This window comes from Novosphingobium sp. RL4 (assembly GCF_035658495.1).
Taxonomy (GTDB): Bacteria; Pseudomonadota; Alphaproteobacteria; order Sphingomonadales; family Sphingomonadaceae; genus Novosphingobium.
In genome coordinates this window covers 1,025,830-1,043,722 of the sequence record NZ_CP141945.1, presented here as the reverse complement: position 1 = coordinate 1,043,722, position 17,893 = coordinate 1,025,830, and the positions used below count along the sequence as shown (strand labels likewise).

The following is a 17,893-nucleotide window of genomic DNA, read 5'->3' as shown; positions in this document are numbered from 1 at the left end:
TCTAGTGTAGCTTCAGGCGGGGGCGGACGATGCGGTTGACGTGGCTGACCGCGATCAGCGCCGAACCCTTGATCCAGCCATGGATCGCCAGCAGGTGCATCCGGTACAGCGATAGGTAGATGAACCGGGCGAGCCGCCCTTCCACCGCCATGCGGCCGCCCACCAGATTGCCCATGAGCGTGCCCACGGTCGAGAACCGGCTCAGCGACACCAGCGAACCATGGTCCTTGTAGACGAAATCGACGAGCGGCTTGCCTTCCATCGCGCGTTTGAGGTTCGCGAAGGCGGCGTCCGCCATCTGGTGCGCCGCCTGCGCGCGCGGCGGGATCGGCCGGTCGCGGCCCGGCAGGATGCAGGAGGCGCAGTCGCCGATGGCGAAAATCCTGTCGTCAGTGGCGCTTTGCAGGGTGGGGCGGACCACGATCTGGCCCGATCTGGCAAGTTCCAGCCCGCCAAGGCCCTCGGCGATGGGCTGGGCCTTCACGCCCGCCGCCCAGACCTGAAGGTCGGCGTCAATCCGCTCTCCCGAGCGCGTGACCATTCCTTCGGCGGTGGATTCGACGATGGGCGTATCGACAAGGACGCGCACCCCCAGCGTTTCCAGTTCCTGATGCGCGGCTCCGGCCAGTCGGTCCGGCAATTGCGGCAGGATGCGGGGACCGGCTTCGACGAGAGTCACGTCAAGGCGGCCCCGGTCGAACACTTCCAGCCCGTAATATCCCAGTGCATCGGCGGCGTTGAACAGTTCAGCGGCCAGTTCCACCCCGGTTGCTCCGCCGCCGACGATCGCCACCTTGACCCGCGCATCGCTGGCCGGATCGGCGGTCATCGCGCGCGAGACGCGCAGGCACTGGTCCAGCAGCTTGTCGCGGAAACGGTCGGCCTGCGCGCGGCTGTCGAGGAAAGTGCAGTTCTCGGCAACACCGGGCGTGCCGAAGTCGTTGGTGACGGAGCCGAAGGCCAGCACCAGGTAATCGTAGCGGATCGAATGCGGGGCAAGCACTTCGCGCCCTTTTTCGTCCTGCACCGCGGCAAGGTGGACGCGGCGGTTCGTGCGGTCGATCCCCGAGAGCGTGCCGTAGAAATAGCGATAGCCCCAGCGGTGGCAGTGGCTGCGATAGCCCACCTCGTCGAGATTGGCGTCAAGCGAGCCGGTCGCCACCTCATGGAGCAGCGGTTTCCAGATATGCGTCCGGTTGCGGTCCACCAGGATGATGTCGTGGCGCTTGCGGCCGTAACGGGCGCCGAGCTTGGCGGCGAGTTCCAGTCCGGCGGCACCGCCGCCGACGATCACGATCTGGGTCTTGCTCGGGAGCAGGGGGCATTCCTTCCGCGCAGGTGTTGCCCCGCTCCTATGGCACAGCGGCGCACGCCCTAGAAGTCCTTCCGCAGGCCCGCGAACTCAGGCGTAGCGATAGGGGCCGCCCGCCGCCAGCGCGGCCTGATAGGCGGGGCGCGCATGGATCTTCTCCAGCCAGGCCGTCGTTGCCGGGCGCGAGGCGTCCAGTCCGGCCCGGTCGCGCGCGGCCTCCAGCGGGAAGCTCATCATCACGTCGGCGGCGGTGAAGGCATCGCCGGCGAACCAGGGGCGGGAGGCGAGTTCGCTTTCCACGAAATCGAGGTGGACGTCGATCATCGGCTGGACCTTCTTCTGCGCGAAGCCGCCGACCACCGGGATCATGCCGAGCACCAGCTTGATGAGCAGCGGCGGCATGAGCGAGCCTTCGGCATAGTGCAGGTAATAGCGATAGCGCAGCGCGGCCTCCCGTGCCTCCGGCGCACTTGCGCCTTGTGCCTCCGGCACAGCCCCGATTTGTGCCTCCGGCACACCCAGCCTCCCGTCCGCCTTCCCGACGAGGTATTCGATGATCGCGCCGGTTTCGGCGATGGTGAGAGGCCCGTCCCCGGCATCCTCGTCGACGATGACCGGCGATTTGCCGAGCGGGTGCACCGCGCGCAGTTCCGGCGGGGCGAGCATCGTCGCCTTGTCGCGCGCGTAATGCACCACGCGGTAGGGCAGGCCGAGTTCCTCCAGCAGCCAGAGGATGCGCTGCGAGCGTGAATTCTCCAGATGGTGGACTGCGATCATCGGTCTTTCCTCCAGCGGGCGCCGGGTCATGAGGCGCCGCGATCATAACGCGGGCGGTGCAACAAGGTGCCGCGCCGCCCGGTGGCCGGCATTTACCGCCATGGCGGGCCAACCTGCCGGGCGCCCCATTGACGGTGGCGCCGGACGGTATAGAGCTTGGTGGAACAATTGGAGTCACGTCCCGCAAAGTGGGTATCCCAGGGGATGAGTCTCTCCGGAAAGACGGGAACTATGACACCTCGCGACGATAAACCCGAAGTCGAGGTCAAGGGCACGCAGACGCTGATGCGCGCGCTCGACATCATGGACGAAGTGATCGGCGGACCGATCCGCGCCGCCGACCTCGCCCGCAAGCTGGGCATGAGCAAGACCACCGCACACCGGCTGGTGCAGGCGCTGAAATCGCGCGGCTATCTCTCCGTCACGAACGACGGGTTCGGCCTTGGCCCCAAGCTGCTCGAACTGGGCGTGATGGCCACCGAGCAGATCGACTATGTGCGCGTGGCCCGCCCCTTCATGGAAAAGCTTTCGGAAGAGACCGGCTTCTGCGTCTTCGTGGGCAAGCGCGAGGGAGACTGGTCCCGGCACCTTGACCGTGTGACCGGCCGCCAGCGCCTGCGCGTGGCCACCGCGCCGGGCGATCGCCGCCCCATCGCCGAAACCGGCCTGGGCAAGGCGTTGCTGCTGGATGAGGATGAAAAGATCTGGGAAGACCTCTACCGCGACGCCAATGGCGGCAAGGTCCCGGCGAAGGCGGTGAAGGAATACGTCGCCCTGATGCGCGAGCACAAGGCGCGCGGCTATGTGCTCCATGACAGCGAACTGGGTGACGGCGTGCGCTCGATCGCGGTGCCGATCCGCGACGCGCGGCGCCAGATCTGCATCGCGATCTCGATCGCCAGCGCGGCCCACTACCTCACGGACGACATCGTCGACGATCTCGTCGCCGCCATCGTCGCCACTGCGGGACAGATCGGCGCAGCGGTGGGCTATCGCGCGCCGCGCGGATAGGGCGCTGGCCCCAGGTCGTAAGCTTTTCAAGCACCGGCGGGTTTGCCGACTTCGCTGCCGCATTCATCGTGCCGGACCAGCGAATTGCGGCCCCAGAGCTGGTCGTAGCGCCAGCCCGACAGGTCCTCCACCACGGCCTGCGCCTCGGGGCTGGTCGGCGTGCGGGCGCCCGAGCGCAAGTGTTCGATCTCGTGCATCAGCACGGCGTGAGTTGCGGGCGAAAGCCGGAAGCGCAGCGAGACGATCACCCCGAAGACCAGCATTCCCACGGTCCCCAGCCCGAGCAGCACCGCGATGGTGCGGATCGCGCCGTCGGACTGCTGCGCCGCGCCGGAAACGAAGCCGCCGGCCTGCATCACGAAGCCCACGCCCGCCACCGCGGCCGCCTGCGTGGCCTTGCGCACGAAAGTCATGACGCCTGCGAAGCTGCCTTCGCGGCGGGTGCCGGTGACGATCTCGTCCACGTCGGCCATGTAGTTGTAGGTTGCCCAGGGGATGTAGTTGAGCGCGCCGCGCCCCAGCCCTGCCAGTCCGATCGACAGCCAGATCGTATGGCTCGTTGCCGTGATGCCCATGGCCCACAGCCCGATCAGGGTGAGCGCGCCCGCGCCGAAGCTGGCGGCGGCGATCTGGTAGGCCCGGCTGGGAGAGGCGCGCAGGGCCATGTTGATGGCGATGATGACGGCGACGAACTGCACGATGTACATGGTGCCGAGCAGGCCGGAGGCGATCGCGGTGGTGCCTGCCAGCGCGAAGATCACGAAGAAGGTGAAGGCGGCGTTGAACACGTCCTGGCTGATGTAGCCACCCAGGTACATGCCCAGATGCAGGCGGAAGGCGCGGATGCGCATGGTGGAGAACAGGTTGCGGTAAAGCGCCTTCAGCGCGTCCAGCGGGCTGGCCGAATGGCGCTGTTCGGCGGGGAGGGGGACACCGCCCGGCATGTGACGTTCCCAGCTGAACAGATAGAGCATCGCCGCCGTCACCATGAACAGTGCGGCGAAGATCAGGCCCATGTAGAAGAACGTGTCCGCACTGTCCCGGCCCAGCGCCTCGATCAGCCAGAGCGGCAGGAAACCGGCGAGGATCGCCGCGGCCTGTCCGAACAGGATGCGCCAGCCCGCGAACTTCGCCTTGGTGCGGTAGTCGCTCGACATCTCCGCGGCGAGGGTCTCGAACGGGATGATCTCCATCGCGTAGACCAGTTCGAACAGCACGTAACTGACGAGGTAGTACCAGAAGCTCTGGCCCGGCAGCCACATCAGGCCGAAACTGGGCAGGAGCGGGATCGCGGCGAGGATGAAGAAACGCCGCCGCCCGAAACGGCGGCCCAGCGCGGTCGTGCCGAAGTGGTCGGAGATATAGCCGATCATCGGCGATGCAAAGGCATCGAGCACGCGCGCCACGGCGAAGATGGTGGCAGCCTGCCCCGCCGAAAGCCCGCAGAATTGCGTGTAGAAAATGAGCACCCAGCCCGAGATGACCGCCATCGACCCGGCCCCGAGCACGTCGTTGGAGCCATAGGCGAGGTAGTTTCGGAGGCGCACGGGACGCACGGCCGTATCAGGGCTCTGGGGCACTACAGGATCCTTCACCGTCTTGTTCTTCGCGCGGTTCGCCTTCGTGGGCGGACCGATTGGTTTCGACTATTAAGTCGGAGTAATTGTCTTGTCAGCAGGTATGAAACGAATGGCCTCGATCTTCACGGCGGGATCGCCGGCTTCGAGCGAAACCTCATGGCGACCCGCGCCGAGCGTTGGGGCGAGCGGCATGGCGATGCGGTTGTCGAGCACGGCCATGGCCCAGTCCCGGTCGCCGGTGCGGCGCGGAATTTCGAGGGTCTGCGCCGCGCCGTCGATGCGGACGGTGAGACGCAGCACGTCTCCGTTGTCGGACGGATAGGCGGGCAGCAGGTCGATCACGGCGCGCCAGTTTCCGGCAGGCAGGGTGACGGATGCGCGCGCCGGGGCGGAAGGCGAACCGGCGGCGAGAAGCGCGCCGTTACGCCCGAGGCCGTCAATCAGCCGCCAGCCTTTTGCGCGGGTGAATGCGTCCGGCCGCAAGAGCGGGAGAGGCGCGGCGGGGGAGGGGGCCGGGCGCCCGGCATCATCCCCATCGGGTATCGAGGCCGCGGCGGGCACTACCGGCAGGCTCTGGCGGAAGCTGCGCCATTGGCCGTCGGCGGGCTCGACCGCCATGATCCCGCGCCATTTCCCGCCGGCGACCTCGCGGTTGTAGCGGCGGGTCAGCGCGGTGAGGGTCTCCTGCGCCTCTGCCGCGATCCGCGCGCGGCGCCAGCTTTCGGCCGGGTCGGCATCGCGCAGGGCATCGTGGGCCTCGGCAGCGAAGAAGCGGCGATTGGCGGCGGCCGAGGCGGAGAGCGGATAGTCCAGCAGTTCGAAGAAAGCGTCCGCGCGGGCCGGGGGAATCAGCGGGCGAAGCGCGGCCACTCGCCGCTCCATCGCCGCGAACCCGGCAAGGCGCTCGTCCGCCTCGGCAATGGTCAGCGGGCTGGCATGGGGCTTTTCTCCCGGCAGGTACCATTGCAGATGTTCGGGGCGGCGCGCGAAGTTGAGCCGGTAATAATCGCCCAGCAGCGCCGCCGCCTGCTTGCCGGTGCCATTGCCAAGCGCATCTTGGGCCCATTGTCCCACCCATGTCTCGATCGGCTGGGCGCGTGTCCCTTCGATGTCCCAGGCAAGGCTCAGGAAATAGTCGATCTGGAGTTCGGCGGGCTTGATGTCTCCCGCGTTGGCGATCCACATCCGGCGCGCGCCCATGTCCCAGGCACGTCCCATCTCCTCGCGGATCAGCGCGGGCGGCGTCGTCGACAGCCAGAGGTAGGAGAGCGGCGCGCCAAGGTAGGAGAGGTGGTAGTAGATGCCGTTGCCGCCCGCGCGCGCCCGTTCGGGGGCATCGGGGAAATGGCGGATGTAGCCGAAGTTGTCGTCCGTCCACATCAGGGTCACGTCGTCCGGCACTTTCAGCCCGGCGCGGTAGATGCCCAGAACTTCCTTGTAGGGCGTGAAGACCTGCGGCGCGCCGGCGAGGCCGGCCCGGCCCAGCATGTCCCGCTGGTCGGCGAAGACCTGTTCGAGGGTGCGGCGGCGCTCCTCGTCGGTGTTCGGGCCGATCATGCCGCTGTCGTGAATGCCGCGCAGGCCCAGCGTCCAGATCGTTTCGTAGGCGGCATGGCCGCGCACCCGCTCGCGCCAGTATTCGCCGATGGCGGCGCGATGGGTCAGGTAGTTGAAATCCTCCGCCCTGCCGGTCCATTCGCTCACGTTGTTGCGAAGCATGGGCTCGGCGTGGCTGGTGCCCATGACCACGCCGTAGCGTTCGGCCAGCGCGGCATTGGCGGGATCGGCGTTGAAGGCGCGGCTGGCCTTGTGCATCGCGGGCCAGAGCGTGTTGGCCCTGAGCCGCAGCAGCAGGTCGAAGACTTTCTCGTAAGTCCCGGGGCCCGGCGCGGGCTCGCCGGGGAAGGCACCCTGAGCCCAGGGCACGAGGCCCCAGTCCTCGTCATTGATGAAGATGCCGCGATACTGCACCGAAGGCGGGCCGAAACGGCGGGTTCCGGCGGCAACGAAAAGGCCATCGTGATGTTCGGGCGGCACGTCCGCCCACCAGTGCCACGGCGATACGCCGATGGCGCGGGACAGTTCGTAAGCGCCATAGGCGGTGCCGCGCCGGTCGCTGCCCACGATCACCAGCGCCTGCCGGATGCCGGGCGCGGGATCGGACAGGGGCACGATCAGGAAGCTTTCCCAGGCGCCCTTCAGCTTCGCCGCGTCGATCCTGCCGCTGGAAACCAGCCGGTCGATGGCAGGATTGCGGCCCAGCGTGCCGATCCAGACTTGCGCGCCGGACGCGGCCATATCCGCCTTGCTCGCGGGCTGGCCGGTCACTGCCGCAAGGTCCGCGCGCAGCCCTTCGGCGGCGATGCGGACGAGTTCGTGATCCTGCGGCGCGGTGACGATCCGCGCCGTCCGGCCGTTTTGCGCGAGCGCAAAATCGCCTCGGGAATAGGCAAAGCGCACCAGTTCCGGCGTTTCCGCCCTTACCGGCGCGCCGACCAGCATGGTCGCAGCCAGGGCAAGGGCGGAAACGCCGCGCATCGTCAGATGTAGGTCCGCAGGAACTCGGCCAGAGCGCAGATCGCCAGGCTCTGACCGTACGGCATGGAGGTGAGGGCGATGTCCTTGTAGAACTGCAGGCTGTCGCCCATCGCCGTGCCGAAGCTGACCTGCTGAAGCTCGCCGGCATCGTCGATATTGGCCAGCACGCCGCGCACCGCCTTGATGCCCACCGCCTCGTATTCGCGCGGGAGGTAACCCTTGCGGACGGCCTTCAGGATGCCATAGGCGAAGCCCGCCGTGGCGGAGGCTTCGAGGTAACTGGTGGGATCGTCGATCAGCGTGTGCCACAGGCCGGTGTCGCCATCCTGCGTGGCGGCCAGGGTGCGGACCTGCGCGGCCAGCGTGTCGATCAGGAACGAGCGGAAAGCATCGCCCGGTTCGAGATCGAGCAGTTCGATGATCTCGGGAATGGCGATCGTCACCCAGCAGTTGCCGCGCGCCCAGAGCGCCTCGGCAAAGTTGTGGCGTCCGTTGAAGTCCCATCCGTGGAACCACAGGCCGGTCTTGCGATCTGCCAGATACTTGATGTGGACGAGGAACTGGCGCTTGGCTTCCTCGATATAGTGCGGGCGGTCCAGCAGCAGGCCGATCTTGGCCAGCGGCAGCACGCTCATCATCAGCGTGTCGTCCCACAGTTCGCCGGGGTTCTCATCGTTGTAGACGATGTGCTGGAAGCCGCCTTCCTCGGTCTTGGGCAGTCCGTCCGGCGCCATCAGCCATTCGGCCCAGGTATCGAGATAGGGGATGTAGCTGGGATCGCCGTCCAGTTCGTAAAGGTAGGCGAGGGTGATGAAGGGCGCCACCGTGTTGATGTTCTTGGTGGGCGTGCCTTCGGCGAAGCGGTCCTCGAACCACTGGCGGATGATGTTCAGCGCGGTCTCATCGCCGGTCTGCTCGAAATAGCGCCACATGCCGAACAGGCCGACGCCGTGGGTCCATTCCCAACCGGCCCAGCCCTTGGTGTCGATCACGCGGCCATCTTCGAGGCGGAGCAGGAATTCGCCGGTCTCGTCCTTGATATGGACGAGGTTGTGCATCAGCTTGCCGATGGCGTCGGTGATATTCGCGCGCGGAATATCGTGCGTTAGCGCGGCCAATTAAGGTCTCCTGGTCATGGTTCTGGTGGCGCTCGCGGAGCGCCGGATAAGGGGCTGGCGGCTCATTTGAGCTCTGCCGGTGTCTGGGGGGCGGGCACCGTCTTCACGGCAATGCCGCCGCGCGCGTTGTGCAGGGTGACAAGTTTTACCGCCTCCAGCGCATCGCCGGGGGCGCCGTCGCTCGTCACGGCCAGCGCCACGTGGTTGGTGCCGTGGTGGCTGAGGATACCCTCGGGGATGGGGAACACGCGCTGCGGGCCGACATGGGCGATGAACTGGCCCATGTTCCAGCCGTTGACGAAGATCAGAACGCGGTATTTCGCGGCCGAGCGCGGGGTTTCGGTATCGCCGAAGGCCAGCGCGATGGTGGCGTCCTGCCCCTTGGGCACGGCCAGGTCGAAGGTGGTGCGATACCATGTCGTGCCGGGATTGGCGCTGCTTGCCGGAACTTGCGCGGCAGACCACCGGCTGTCGTCGAACAGCGGCAGGTGCCAGCCCATGCGCTCGCCATGGAGACCGCCGTTGTTGGCGGGGCCGCGCACGGGGTCGGCCAAGTCCTCGCCGCCGCGCTGGCCCTGGATCTTCCACGCGATCGGCACCGCGAAGCTGCGCCCGCCGGGCTGCGAGATCGACGCGGAGATCAGCCCGCGCGCTTCCTTGTGGAAGTCGTCGGAATCGAGGTCCCAGTTATGGCCGTTGTTGCGCACCATCACCGAAAGCACATGGCTTCCGTCCGCCTGCGCTTCGGGCGGCAGGTCCAAGGTGACGGTGCCGGTGGTGATCGGGCGGGGGAGGCCACTCGGCGTCTCGGCCTCGCCGATGAACTTGCCGTCCAGCCAGGCCTGCACCAGCCCAGAGCCGCCGGCGCCGTAGAACAGCGAGACGGTTTTCGCCCCGGCATTGCCCTCGAACTTGCCGCGATACCAGACGTCGCCCTCGTGGAAGCCATAGGCATCCATCGCCATGTTCGGCTGGCCGTCAGGGCGCTGGGTGATGGTCGCATTGGGACGATTACCGCCCACGGCCTGCCAACCGCTGTCGTCGAATTTCGGATCGGCCTCCGGCGAACCCTTGGCCATGCGCCAGCCGGTGAGGGCGGGAAGCACGACGGGGACAGGGCCGGGCAAGGGCGCGGTGGAGGAGATGCTGCCAACGGCAGATGCCTTGGCAGGGACACGGGCGCCATTCCATGACAGCGCGCGAACGGCACCGGGCGCCCAGACTTCGAGATTGCCCTCTTCGCCGGTGTCGCCGGTCAGCGCCAGCGCGCCGGATTTGAGCGACGCGTGACGGACCAGCTGCGGACCGCGAACGAGAACGGGTCCGGCAGCGGTGTCGGCGCGGGTGTAGCGGGTGGCTTCGGCCTCGCCGGCAAGGATCAGGATCAGGTCGCCGCGCCCGCCGCCGGTCAGGCGCAGCACGGTGCGGCCTGCCTGACCACTGGCGTGCGTGTAGGTGACTTTCAGGTCGCCCTTGGTGTCGTTGAAGGCGGTTTCTGCCGCGCCTTCCAGAACCGTGATTTTGGGGGCCGAGGCATAGCGCAGCACGGTCTCGCCCGGCTCCCCGGCACGGCCGTAGAGCAGCAGGAGATCGGCGGTTCCCGCCTTCGATGCCGATTGCAGTTCGGAGGTCGAATAGACCAGCCGCTGCCCGCCAAGGTTCACACCCGCGACCAGCCACTTGGCATCGAAGCCATTGAGACGTATCGGAAAAGTATATCGCCCGTCGGGCAGGGCGGCGGTGACGGTGAAGCTGTCGTCGGTCTGCCCGTTCGACGGCTTGTGCGCCACCAGCAGGAAGCGCGCGTCGGTCTCCGGGCTCTTGTTGTGGTAGATCTGGATGTTGGGCGAAGAGGCCTCAGGCGCGCCCGCCGGGATCATGCCCGCAAGGTCCGGGACGGAGGCGATGAGCCCGCCCAGCTGCTTCATCTCCAGCGCCTTTTCGCGCAGGTTCCGCGCCTCGGAAATGGCGGCGCCATAGTCGTAGCTGGTGAACACCACCGGGGCCGGAAGCCAGCCCCAGCTGGTGCCGCCATAGGTCATGTAGAAGCTCTGGATGCCGATGCCGTTGGCCAGATTGGTGCCGTAGAACACCCGCTGGAATCGCTTGCCCCGCTGCACCGCGTTGCATTCGTAGCCGCCGTTGGAACCCCAGTAATCGAACCAGCCGCCGCCGAATTCGGCCAGGAATCCGGGCGTTTTCGGCGAAGCGGAGGCGCCACCCTTGGCGCCGCCGGGGCCGTAGAAGCCCCAGTCCGGCGCAGCCACGCTGCGCGTCGGCTTGCCTTCCACGGTGCAGGTGCCGCCGGGGTAACCGTCGAACGCATACATGTCGTTGGGGCCGTGGACGACTTTGTCGACGGGCGAGCCTTCCGGCACCCAGTAGCCGTTGCGGCCCTGATCGTTGTGGAAGATCGGTACGGTAATGCCGTCGGCACGCGCCTTGGCATAGAGGTGGTCCATGTAGCGGCGCTGCGCGGGGGTGGTCAGCGCCAGTTCGTTCTCGATCTGGTGGAGGATCACCGATCCCTTATGACCTTTGCCATCGCCGTTGATCTGGTGGCGGGCAATGATCGCGTTGATCTGCGTCAGCCACTCGTCGGCTGCGGCGAGATACTCCGGATCGTCGGTGCGGGCGCGGGCCTTCTGGTTGACCAGCCAGCCCGGAAAACCGCCGCGCGACAGTTCCGCGTTCACATAAGGCCCGGCGCGGGTCATCACCCACAGGCCCTCTTCCTCAGCCATCGTCAGCAGGCGGTCGAGGTCGCGAATTCCGCTGAAATCGTAGACGCCCTGCCTGGGCGAGTGGTAGCCCCAGTCGAAATAGAGCGCGACGGTGTTGAACCCGCTGGCCTTCATCTTCTGCAGCACGTCCCGCCAGAGGTCGGGGCTGGGCAGTCGGAAGGGGTGAAACTCGCCCGACCAGATCACTTGCCGCTTGCCGTCGATCATCAGCGATCGCGCATCGAACGAGACGCGGCCGAAGGTCCGGGCCGGGGCGGAAAGGTCGGCGGTCTGCTTCGCGTCCTGTGCCGATGCGGCCGAGGGCGAGGCAATCGGAACGGCGGAAAGCAGCAGGGCGGTGAGGAAAGCGCGCTTCATCGGCTCAATCCATATGGAACATGAGCGGGAGCGAGCGCTCGACCGGGCGGTTGCCAGGCTCCACTTCCATCAGCGGCGCCATATAGTCCCACCAGCGGCGCATCACCGGGTGGTCGGGCAGGGCTTCGCGGCTATTGTCCGGCAGGACGCGCAGCACGGCGAAGAGGGCAAGGCTGTCCTCGTCCAGGAAGATCGAATAGTCACGGATGCCTGCCTCGATCAGCAGCGCGGAGAGTTCCGGCCAGATCGCGTCGTGACGGCGGCGGTATTCCTCAACCGTGCCGGGCTTCAACTGCATCCTGAAGGCGTGGATCGACCCCGTCCCAGTATCCGGCACTCCATTCTCCCATTTGTTCCATTATGTGGATATCAATGCCGTTATTTGGTAACTGCTCCGCACGCGTCCGTCAATCGCCATTCTGCCGGAGGGGTGTGTTCGAAAAGCGCGGAAATGCCACGTTTTCGAGCCGGATCGGCGCGCGGACGTCCTTCAGGATCGTTTCGGCGTGGAACTTGTCGACAGTCAGGCGTTCCACATGGCGGACCCAGAGCGCCCATGCCGGGAGCACCCCGAACATGCTGGGTTCGGGGTAGGCCCCTGCAAGTTCAGGCACTTGCCGGACGGGTGCGGGCGCAGAATCGCGTCTTTTTCCGGCCTCGCCGTAAACGAGGTGGATGTCGCGCATCTCGATCGATTCGATAGGGTGTCCGGCAAGGCCCGCGAAAGTTGCAGGAAAGCGCGGGTCGATTCCCCTTGCGTCGATCTCCGATATGACCACGCGGCGCACCGCGCCCACGCCGGTGCCGTCCGGCCCGCGCCGCCGGTCTCCCAGTCTCACGAAAAGGGGGGCGGTGGTCACGTCCCGCATGGTGAGACGGCTTGCGACGACGTTCTCCATCACCCCGCCGTCCACGGTCTCCAGCGCGAGGCCCCGGCAGCGGGTGAAAGTGCAGTCCTGAACCACGACATTGCGATAACCGCCGTTGCTTTCCGTGCCGAGCTTGATCCTACCGGTAACGCGATCGCGGTCGGGCGCGATGTGCTGCGCGGTTCCATGGGTGCCGTCCAGCATCGTACCCATGTCATAGCCGGAGACGGCGCAGTCGCGGATCAACACGTTTTCGGCGGGGAGCGGTTCGCTCAGCGCCAGGCTGGACTTCACGACGATGCCGTCGTCATTGGGCGAATTGACCTTGCAGCCACGCACAAGGGTGTCTTTCACGCAGTCCAGGTCGATGCCGTCCCGGTCCGTGTCGATGGTGAGGCTTTCGATCAGCAAGGCGCTGGTGCCGGTGGCGAGAATGGCGAAGTGCCCGCCTTTCAGCACGGTGAAGCCGGACAACCGGATATTGCGCCCCCGTTTCAGCGCAATGGCCTTGTTGCCGAGCCCCTGCATCGCCGCCACGGCGGGTTCGAGGTCGGCGATATCCCTTTCGCTCATGCCCTGCATCGAAAGCGGCCGCTCGCCGGTCTGCGCTTTCCAGCGTGCGCCGGGCCCATCGCGGGTGAGACCAAGCCCATGGATCAGGCCGGGGCCTTCAATGGCCATGTCCTCAATGTCTTCGCCCCAGATCAGGCTGTTGCGCCAGTGGCTATGGCCAAAGTCCTGGTAGAGGCCGGGGGCAGGTTCGGGCAGATCGTAGCTGCCGCCATGAAGCGCGGGGTCGGCGGCCACGATCGTGGCGCCCTGTTCGAACACGATCCTGATGCGGCTTTGCAGGCGGATCGAGAAACAGAGATAGCGGCCCGCCGGAACCAGCACCGTGCCGCCTCGGCGTGCGGCCTCGGCGATTGCGGCATTGAAGGCCGGACTGTCGATGGCCGTCCCGTCGCCCTTTGCGCCGAAATGGCGCACGTCGAAGCGGCCTTCAGCCCCGAGTGCGGCCCGGGGCATCAGCGGCGTCAGTGCTCCTGCCATGCAGAGGCCGGAGAACATGCGACGGGGAAGGTCCATCGGCTCAACTCCCTTCCGGCTTGCTTTCCTCGAGCGAGATGCTCGGCGCGATCGGCAAGGCTTCGGGCAGAGGCGGATGCGCGGGATCGAAGTTCCCCGGCACGACATTGGGCGCCAGTTCGGGGATCTTCTCGCGCACCTGCCGGGCGATGGCGGCGGCGAAGAGCCAGGCGCCGTAGTTGTTGTTGTGCGTCCTGTCCTTGCCATTATCGGCGAAAGCGCGGGGCGAGATGTCCGGGCCGAGCGCCTGCATGATCGCGATGCTGTCCCGGTTGAGATCGATCAGCGGCACGTTCTCTTCCGCCGCAACCTTGCGCACTGCCGCGGCATAGGCGCCGAGCGTGTCCTTGATCCTGCCGGCATCGTCGAAATTGCGCCGCTCGGGCGAAGTCACCAGCACCGGATGAACGCCTCTGCGGCGGACTTCGGCGATATAGCTGCGCAAATAGGAAGGGTAAGTCAGTTCGGGATCGAGATAGGTCATCGGCCACTCGGCCTTCTGGTCGTTGTGGCCGAACTGGATGAACAGCCAGTCGCCTTCCTGCATCTGGGTCAGGAGCTTGGAGAAACGGAGTTGGGCGATGAACGACTTCAGAGTCGCGCCCGACTTGGCGTGATTGGCAACGGCAACGCGATCGTCCAGCATCGCGGGCAGCATCTGGCCCCAACTCGTGAAGGGCTCGGTGTACTGGTCGGCCACGGTCGAATCGCCGGCGAGGAACAGGCGGGGGGCCTTGGCGGGCTCGATGTGGATCGCCGAGACGCGGGGCTGGCCGAGGAACTCGAATGTCAGCTTGTCATCCCAGCTGAAACTGGCGAGGTCGCGCTCGTCCAGCAGCACGGTCTGGCCGAACCGGGGGGCGCCGGCAGGCTGGGCCGGGAGACGTGCGTTGCGCACATCGACAAGAAAGCTACGCGTTACCGTCTGCCCGCGCCGGGTTGCGACGTCGCGCAGGACCAGGCGGCGGCTTTCGGTCTTCACGGTGGTGCGTCCGGCGCTGCGCCTGTCGCCCAGGGTCAGGGTGACCCGGTACAAGCCCTCGGGCAGCGCCACCGAGTAGAGAAATTCACCCGATTCATCGCGCCGCTCCACCCCGGATCCGCCGGCGCGGTATACCGGCATCTGCTCGGGCGACCTGCCGCCGAGGTCGATGTCTATCGTGGGACTGGCCGCCACGCTCGCGGTCAGGACTAGGGCGAGAGCCGGACTCAAGGGCATTGGGATGATCCTCTCCTGGGTTTCCGGCTGCATCGATTATCAGCGGAATATCCCACATGGCGATTTATTACGGCATATATCGGGATGAAGGAGAGTCAATCGCGGCGAGCGCTGCTATTTGGCCGCGTCTTGCGATGAAATGCACCGCTGCTGCGTGGAATCGCCGGCCGCCCATCGGATCGGTAGCGATTTTGACTGGAACTGAGCGAAAATGTCGTATAATGTAAAACTCAATCCCACATAGTGGGTAATGTTCGAAACAAGAACAAAAATTGGGAGTGAGGAAATGGGAAGGGCTTTCTCGAAATCCGTCATGCGCAGCCGCGTCTCCGCGCCGGCGCTGGTTGCGGCATTTCTTGTCACGCTGCCGCTTTCGGCCTTTGCGCAGGACGGTGCGGCCGCTGCCGGGCAGGACACCTCCCGGGCCAGCGATTCCCCCAGCACTTCGGAAATCATCGTCACCGGTTTTCGCGCCTCGCTGAATGCGGCATTGGCCGACAAGCGCGTGGAAACGGCCGCGATCGACACCATCAAGGCCGAAGACCTCGGCAAGTTCCCCGATTCCAACCTTGCGGAATCGATGCAGCGAATTCCCGGCGTGGCACTTCAGCGCGGTGACGGCGGCGAAGGCAAGAACATCTCCGTGCGCGGCCTCGGCGCCGATTTCACCCGCGTGCGGATCAATGGCATGGAAGCTGCCGCGCAGACCGGCGGTTCGGATATCTACGGCGCAGGCAACAACGGGCGCAGCTTCGACTTCAACGTGTTCCCGACAGAAATCTTCTCGGCGCTGACCGTGCGCAAAACCCCTTCGGCCGATATCGAGGAGGGGTCGCTCGGCGCCACGGTGGATCTCAGCGCTCCGAGGCCGATGGACCAGGCCAGGGATTTCGTGTTTTCCGCCACGGCTCGCGGCGTGTGGAACGAACTGTCGAAGAAGGTCGATCCACGCGCATCGGCGCTCGTTTCCAAGCAATTCGGGGACAGCGGCTTCGGCATTCTCGGCTCGCTCGCCTACCAGAAGCGCCACACCCGCGAAGTGGGCTATTCGGCGGTGGACATCCTTTCGGCCAACCAGAACGGCATGTTCTGCTCACCCATCGGCTTCACGCCGCAAAGCCCGGCAAACAGCGCGACGACCGGGGCCGATGCCGCCAACTGCTCCACAGGCAATCCGCGCACAAGCGATCCCGCTGCCTATCAGACCGTCTATGATGCCCGGCGCGACGATATGCCGAACACCCCCGGCAGCGGCGCGTTCTTCCCGCGTATTCCGCGTTACCTGAACTCGCAGCAGACGCAGGAGCGCATCGGCGGCACGCTGACCCTGCAGTACAAGCCCGACGACGACACCGACATCTCGCTCGACATGCTCTATTCGCGCTTCAACGTCACGCGGGACGACAATTACATCGAGGCGATCTCGTTCGGCCGTTCCGCGTCGAACCAGGGCTATCCGATGATGTCGCTCAAGGACGTGCAACTCTCGGACCTGGGCTCGGTCGAATATGCCCTGCTCGATGGCGTGGACGTTCGCTCGGAAGGTCTTCATTCGAAATATTCGACGACCTTCAAGCAGATGAATTTCAACTTCATGCACCGCTTCACCGACAGGCTGACGGTCGATGCCAGATTTGGCCTCAACCGCTCGGTCTGGAAGGACAAGGTCCGCATGCAGTACTTCATGGATGCGCTGGACACCGACAATTTCTCGATCGACTATACCGGAGGCGGGCGCACGCCGGTGCTGGGCTTCGGCTTCGACGTGTCCGACCCGAACAACTTCCTCTATGGTCCCACACCGGGCGCAGGCGTCGTCACCGGCGGGTTCAGTCTTCAGGGCAAGCCTGGCACCAATACCACCAACGGTCTGATGGCCGAATGGAACGCTCATTACGAATTTTCCGACGCCTTCAAGCTTCATTTCGGTGGCCAGTACAGGTCCAGTGACTTCAAGCAGCGCCTGACGACTTACTACACGGCCGATACGCTGGTTCAGGCGCTGCCGGCCGGGGTTTCGCTAGCCGACCTGACGACCCAGATCACCGGGGTGGACAGTCTTTGGGGTCACGGCGCGCCGGCGAGCTGGGCGACGCTGGACTGGCAGAAGCTGGCCGATACCTACAATCTTTTCGACGCGCGCACCTGCACCGGCTGCGGCGAGATCAATCCCGCCGTCAGGGAGGAGGAGACCAGCGCCTTCGCGATGGGAACGTTCGACCTGACGGACGCCGTGGGCATCGGCCTGCGCGGCGACGTGGGCGTGCGATACATCCACACCTCGCAGCGCTCCTCGGGCTATCTCAACCTTTCGGACGCAACTTCGCCCACGGGCCTGTCCGGTCAGTATCGTTCCGCGACGCGCAGCTATGACGATTGGCTGCCATCCGCGAATATCGTGGTGGAGCCGGTCCAGAACCTGCTGCTGCGTTTCTCTGCCGCGAAGGTCATGTCCCGCCCGGCGTTGACCGTGCTGGCGCCTACGGTGACGATCAATGCCGTGACCCGGTCGGGCTCGCTGGGCAATCCCTACCTCAAGCCCATCCGCGCCAACACCTTCGATGCGGCCGTGGAATGGTACTTCCGCCCCGGATCGCTGATCTCGGCGGCCTTCTTCTACAAGGACATCAAGACCTACGTCCAGAACGTGAACTCGCTGATTCCATTCAACGAACTGGGCCTTCCGGTCGAACTGCTCACGGGCAGCAACACCACGCCGGACGAAGAATTCAACATCGCCACGCCCACCAACACGCCGGGCGGCAAGTTGAAGGGCATCGAACTGAACGCGCAGCTCCCGTTCAACTTCGTGTCCGGCTTCATCAGCCACTTCGGCGTTCTGGCGAACTACACGCACGTGATGTCGAAGATCAATTACTGCCTCGTCAGTTCCGAGGGCGTCTGCACCGAGACGACCAAGGACGATCTGGTCGGCCTGTCCAAGGATACGGCGTCGGGAACGCTCTATTGGGAAGACAGCAAGTTCTCGATCCGCGGCACCGTGAACTATCGCGGGCCGTTCATTCGCGGCATTCCTGCCTCGCCGGGCAGCGATCTGGTGGGCAACCGCTCGACCGTGTTCGTCGATGCCTCGGCTTCCTACAACATCTCGGACAGCATCAAGCTGATCGTCGAGGGCACCAACCTCACGGACGAGCAGAACAGCCTCTACACCGACAGCCAGCGGCAGGACACGCTGTTCCAGACCCGCGTCGGCCGGACGATTTCGGCAGGCGTGAATGTGAAATTCTGAATTTGACGACCTCGGCGGGGCCCTCCCAC

11 protein-coding genes are annotated in these 17,893 nt (G+C 65.7%); 2 read left to right on the top strand and 9 right to left on the bottom strand.

Annotation, left to right across the window (positions count from 1 at the left end):
* Window position 1 precedes the first annotated feature (1 nt).
* Both U9J33_RS21660 and U9J33_RS21655 read right to left on the bottom strand, forming a co-directional pair.
* A complete protein-coding gene (locus U9J33_RS21660; RefSeq protein ID WP_054436395.1) occupies window positions 2-1,318 on the bottom strand; it encodes an NAD(P)/FAD-dependent oxidoreductase in 1,317 nt (438 codons plus the stop codon).
* 84 nt (window positions 1,319-1,402) lie between these two features.
* Window positions 1,403-2,089, bottom strand: a complete 687-nt coding sequence (locus U9J33_RS21655; RefSeq protein WP_324699160.1) for a glutathione S-transferase — start codon at window positions 2,087-2,089, stop codon at window positions 1,403-1,405.
* Window positions 2,090-2,320: 231 nt separating this feature from the next.
* On the opposite strand from U9J33_RS21655, the gene U9J33_RS21650 reads away from it, so the two are divergent.
* On the top strand, window positions 2,321-3,100 hold the full coding sequence (locus tag U9J33_RS21650) for an IclR family transcriptional regulator (RefSeq protein ID WP_054436394.1): 780 nt from the start codon (window positions 2,321-2,323) through the stop codon (window positions 3,098-3,100).
* A 26-nt stretch (window positions 3,101-3,126) separates the two neighbouring features.
* Here the strand turns inward: U9J33_RS21650 and U9J33_RS21645 are convergent, their stop codons facing one another.
* From U9J33_RS21645 to U9J33_RS21615, 7 genes are all read right to left on the bottom strand, one after another.
* On the bottom strand, window positions 3,127-4,680 hold the full coding sequence (locus tag U9J33_RS21645; protein ID WP_132469594.1) for an MFS transporter: 1,554 nt from the start codon (window positions 4,678-4,680) through the stop codon (window positions 3,127-3,129).
* Between the two features lie 69 nt (window positions 4,681-4,749).
* Entirely contained in the window at window positions 4,750-7,218 is a 2,469-nt protein-coding gene (locus U9J33_RS21640; protein WP_243692714.1) for a glycosyl hydrolase 115 family protein, read from the bottom strand.
* A gap of 2 nt (window positions 7,219-7,220) precedes the next feature.
* A complete protein-coding gene (locus U9J33_RS21635; protein WP_054436126.1) occupies window positions 7,221-8,336 on the bottom strand; it encodes a glycoside hydrolase family 88/105 protein in 1,116 nt (371 codons plus the stop codon).
* 62 nt (window positions 8,337-8,398) lie between these two features.
* Window positions 8,399-11,437: a glycoside hydrolase family 35 protein gene (locus U9J33_RS21630; protein WP_324699159.1), complete on the bottom strand. Its 3,039-nt coding sequence runs from the start codon at window positions 11,435-11,437 to the stop codon at window positions 8,399-8,401.
* Between the two features lie 4 nt (window positions 11,438-11,441).
* Window positions 11,442-11,735: an L-rhamnose mutarotase gene (locus U9J33_RS21625; protein WP_324699966.1), complete on the bottom strand. Its 294-nt coding sequence runs from the start codon at window positions 11,733-11,735 to the stop codon at window positions 11,442-11,444.
* Window positions 11,736-11,844: 109 nt separating this feature from the next.
* Window positions 11,845-13,392, bottom strand: a complete 1,548-nt coding sequence (locus U9J33_RS21620) for a rhamnogalacturonidase (protein WP_420719896.1) — start codon at window positions 13,390-13,392, stop codon at window positions 11,845-11,847.
* 4 nt (window positions 13,393-13,396) lie between these two features.
* Entirely contained in the window at window positions 13,397-14,611 is a 1,215-nt protein-coding gene (locus U9J33_RS21615; protein WP_324699158.1) for a rhamnogalacturonan acetylesterase, read from the bottom strand.
* 286 nt (window positions 14,612-14,897) lie between these two features.
* Between U9J33_RS21615 and U9J33_RS21610 the strand changes: the two genes are divergently transcribed.
* The gene (locus U9J33_RS21610; RefSeq protein WP_324699157.1) at window positions 14,898-17,864 is read left to right on the top strand and encodes a TonB-dependent receptor; all 2,967 of its coding nucleotides are present in this window, start codon (window positions 14,898-14,900) and stop codon (window positions 17,862-17,864) included.
* Window positions 17,865-17,893: the final 29 nt, after the last annotated feature.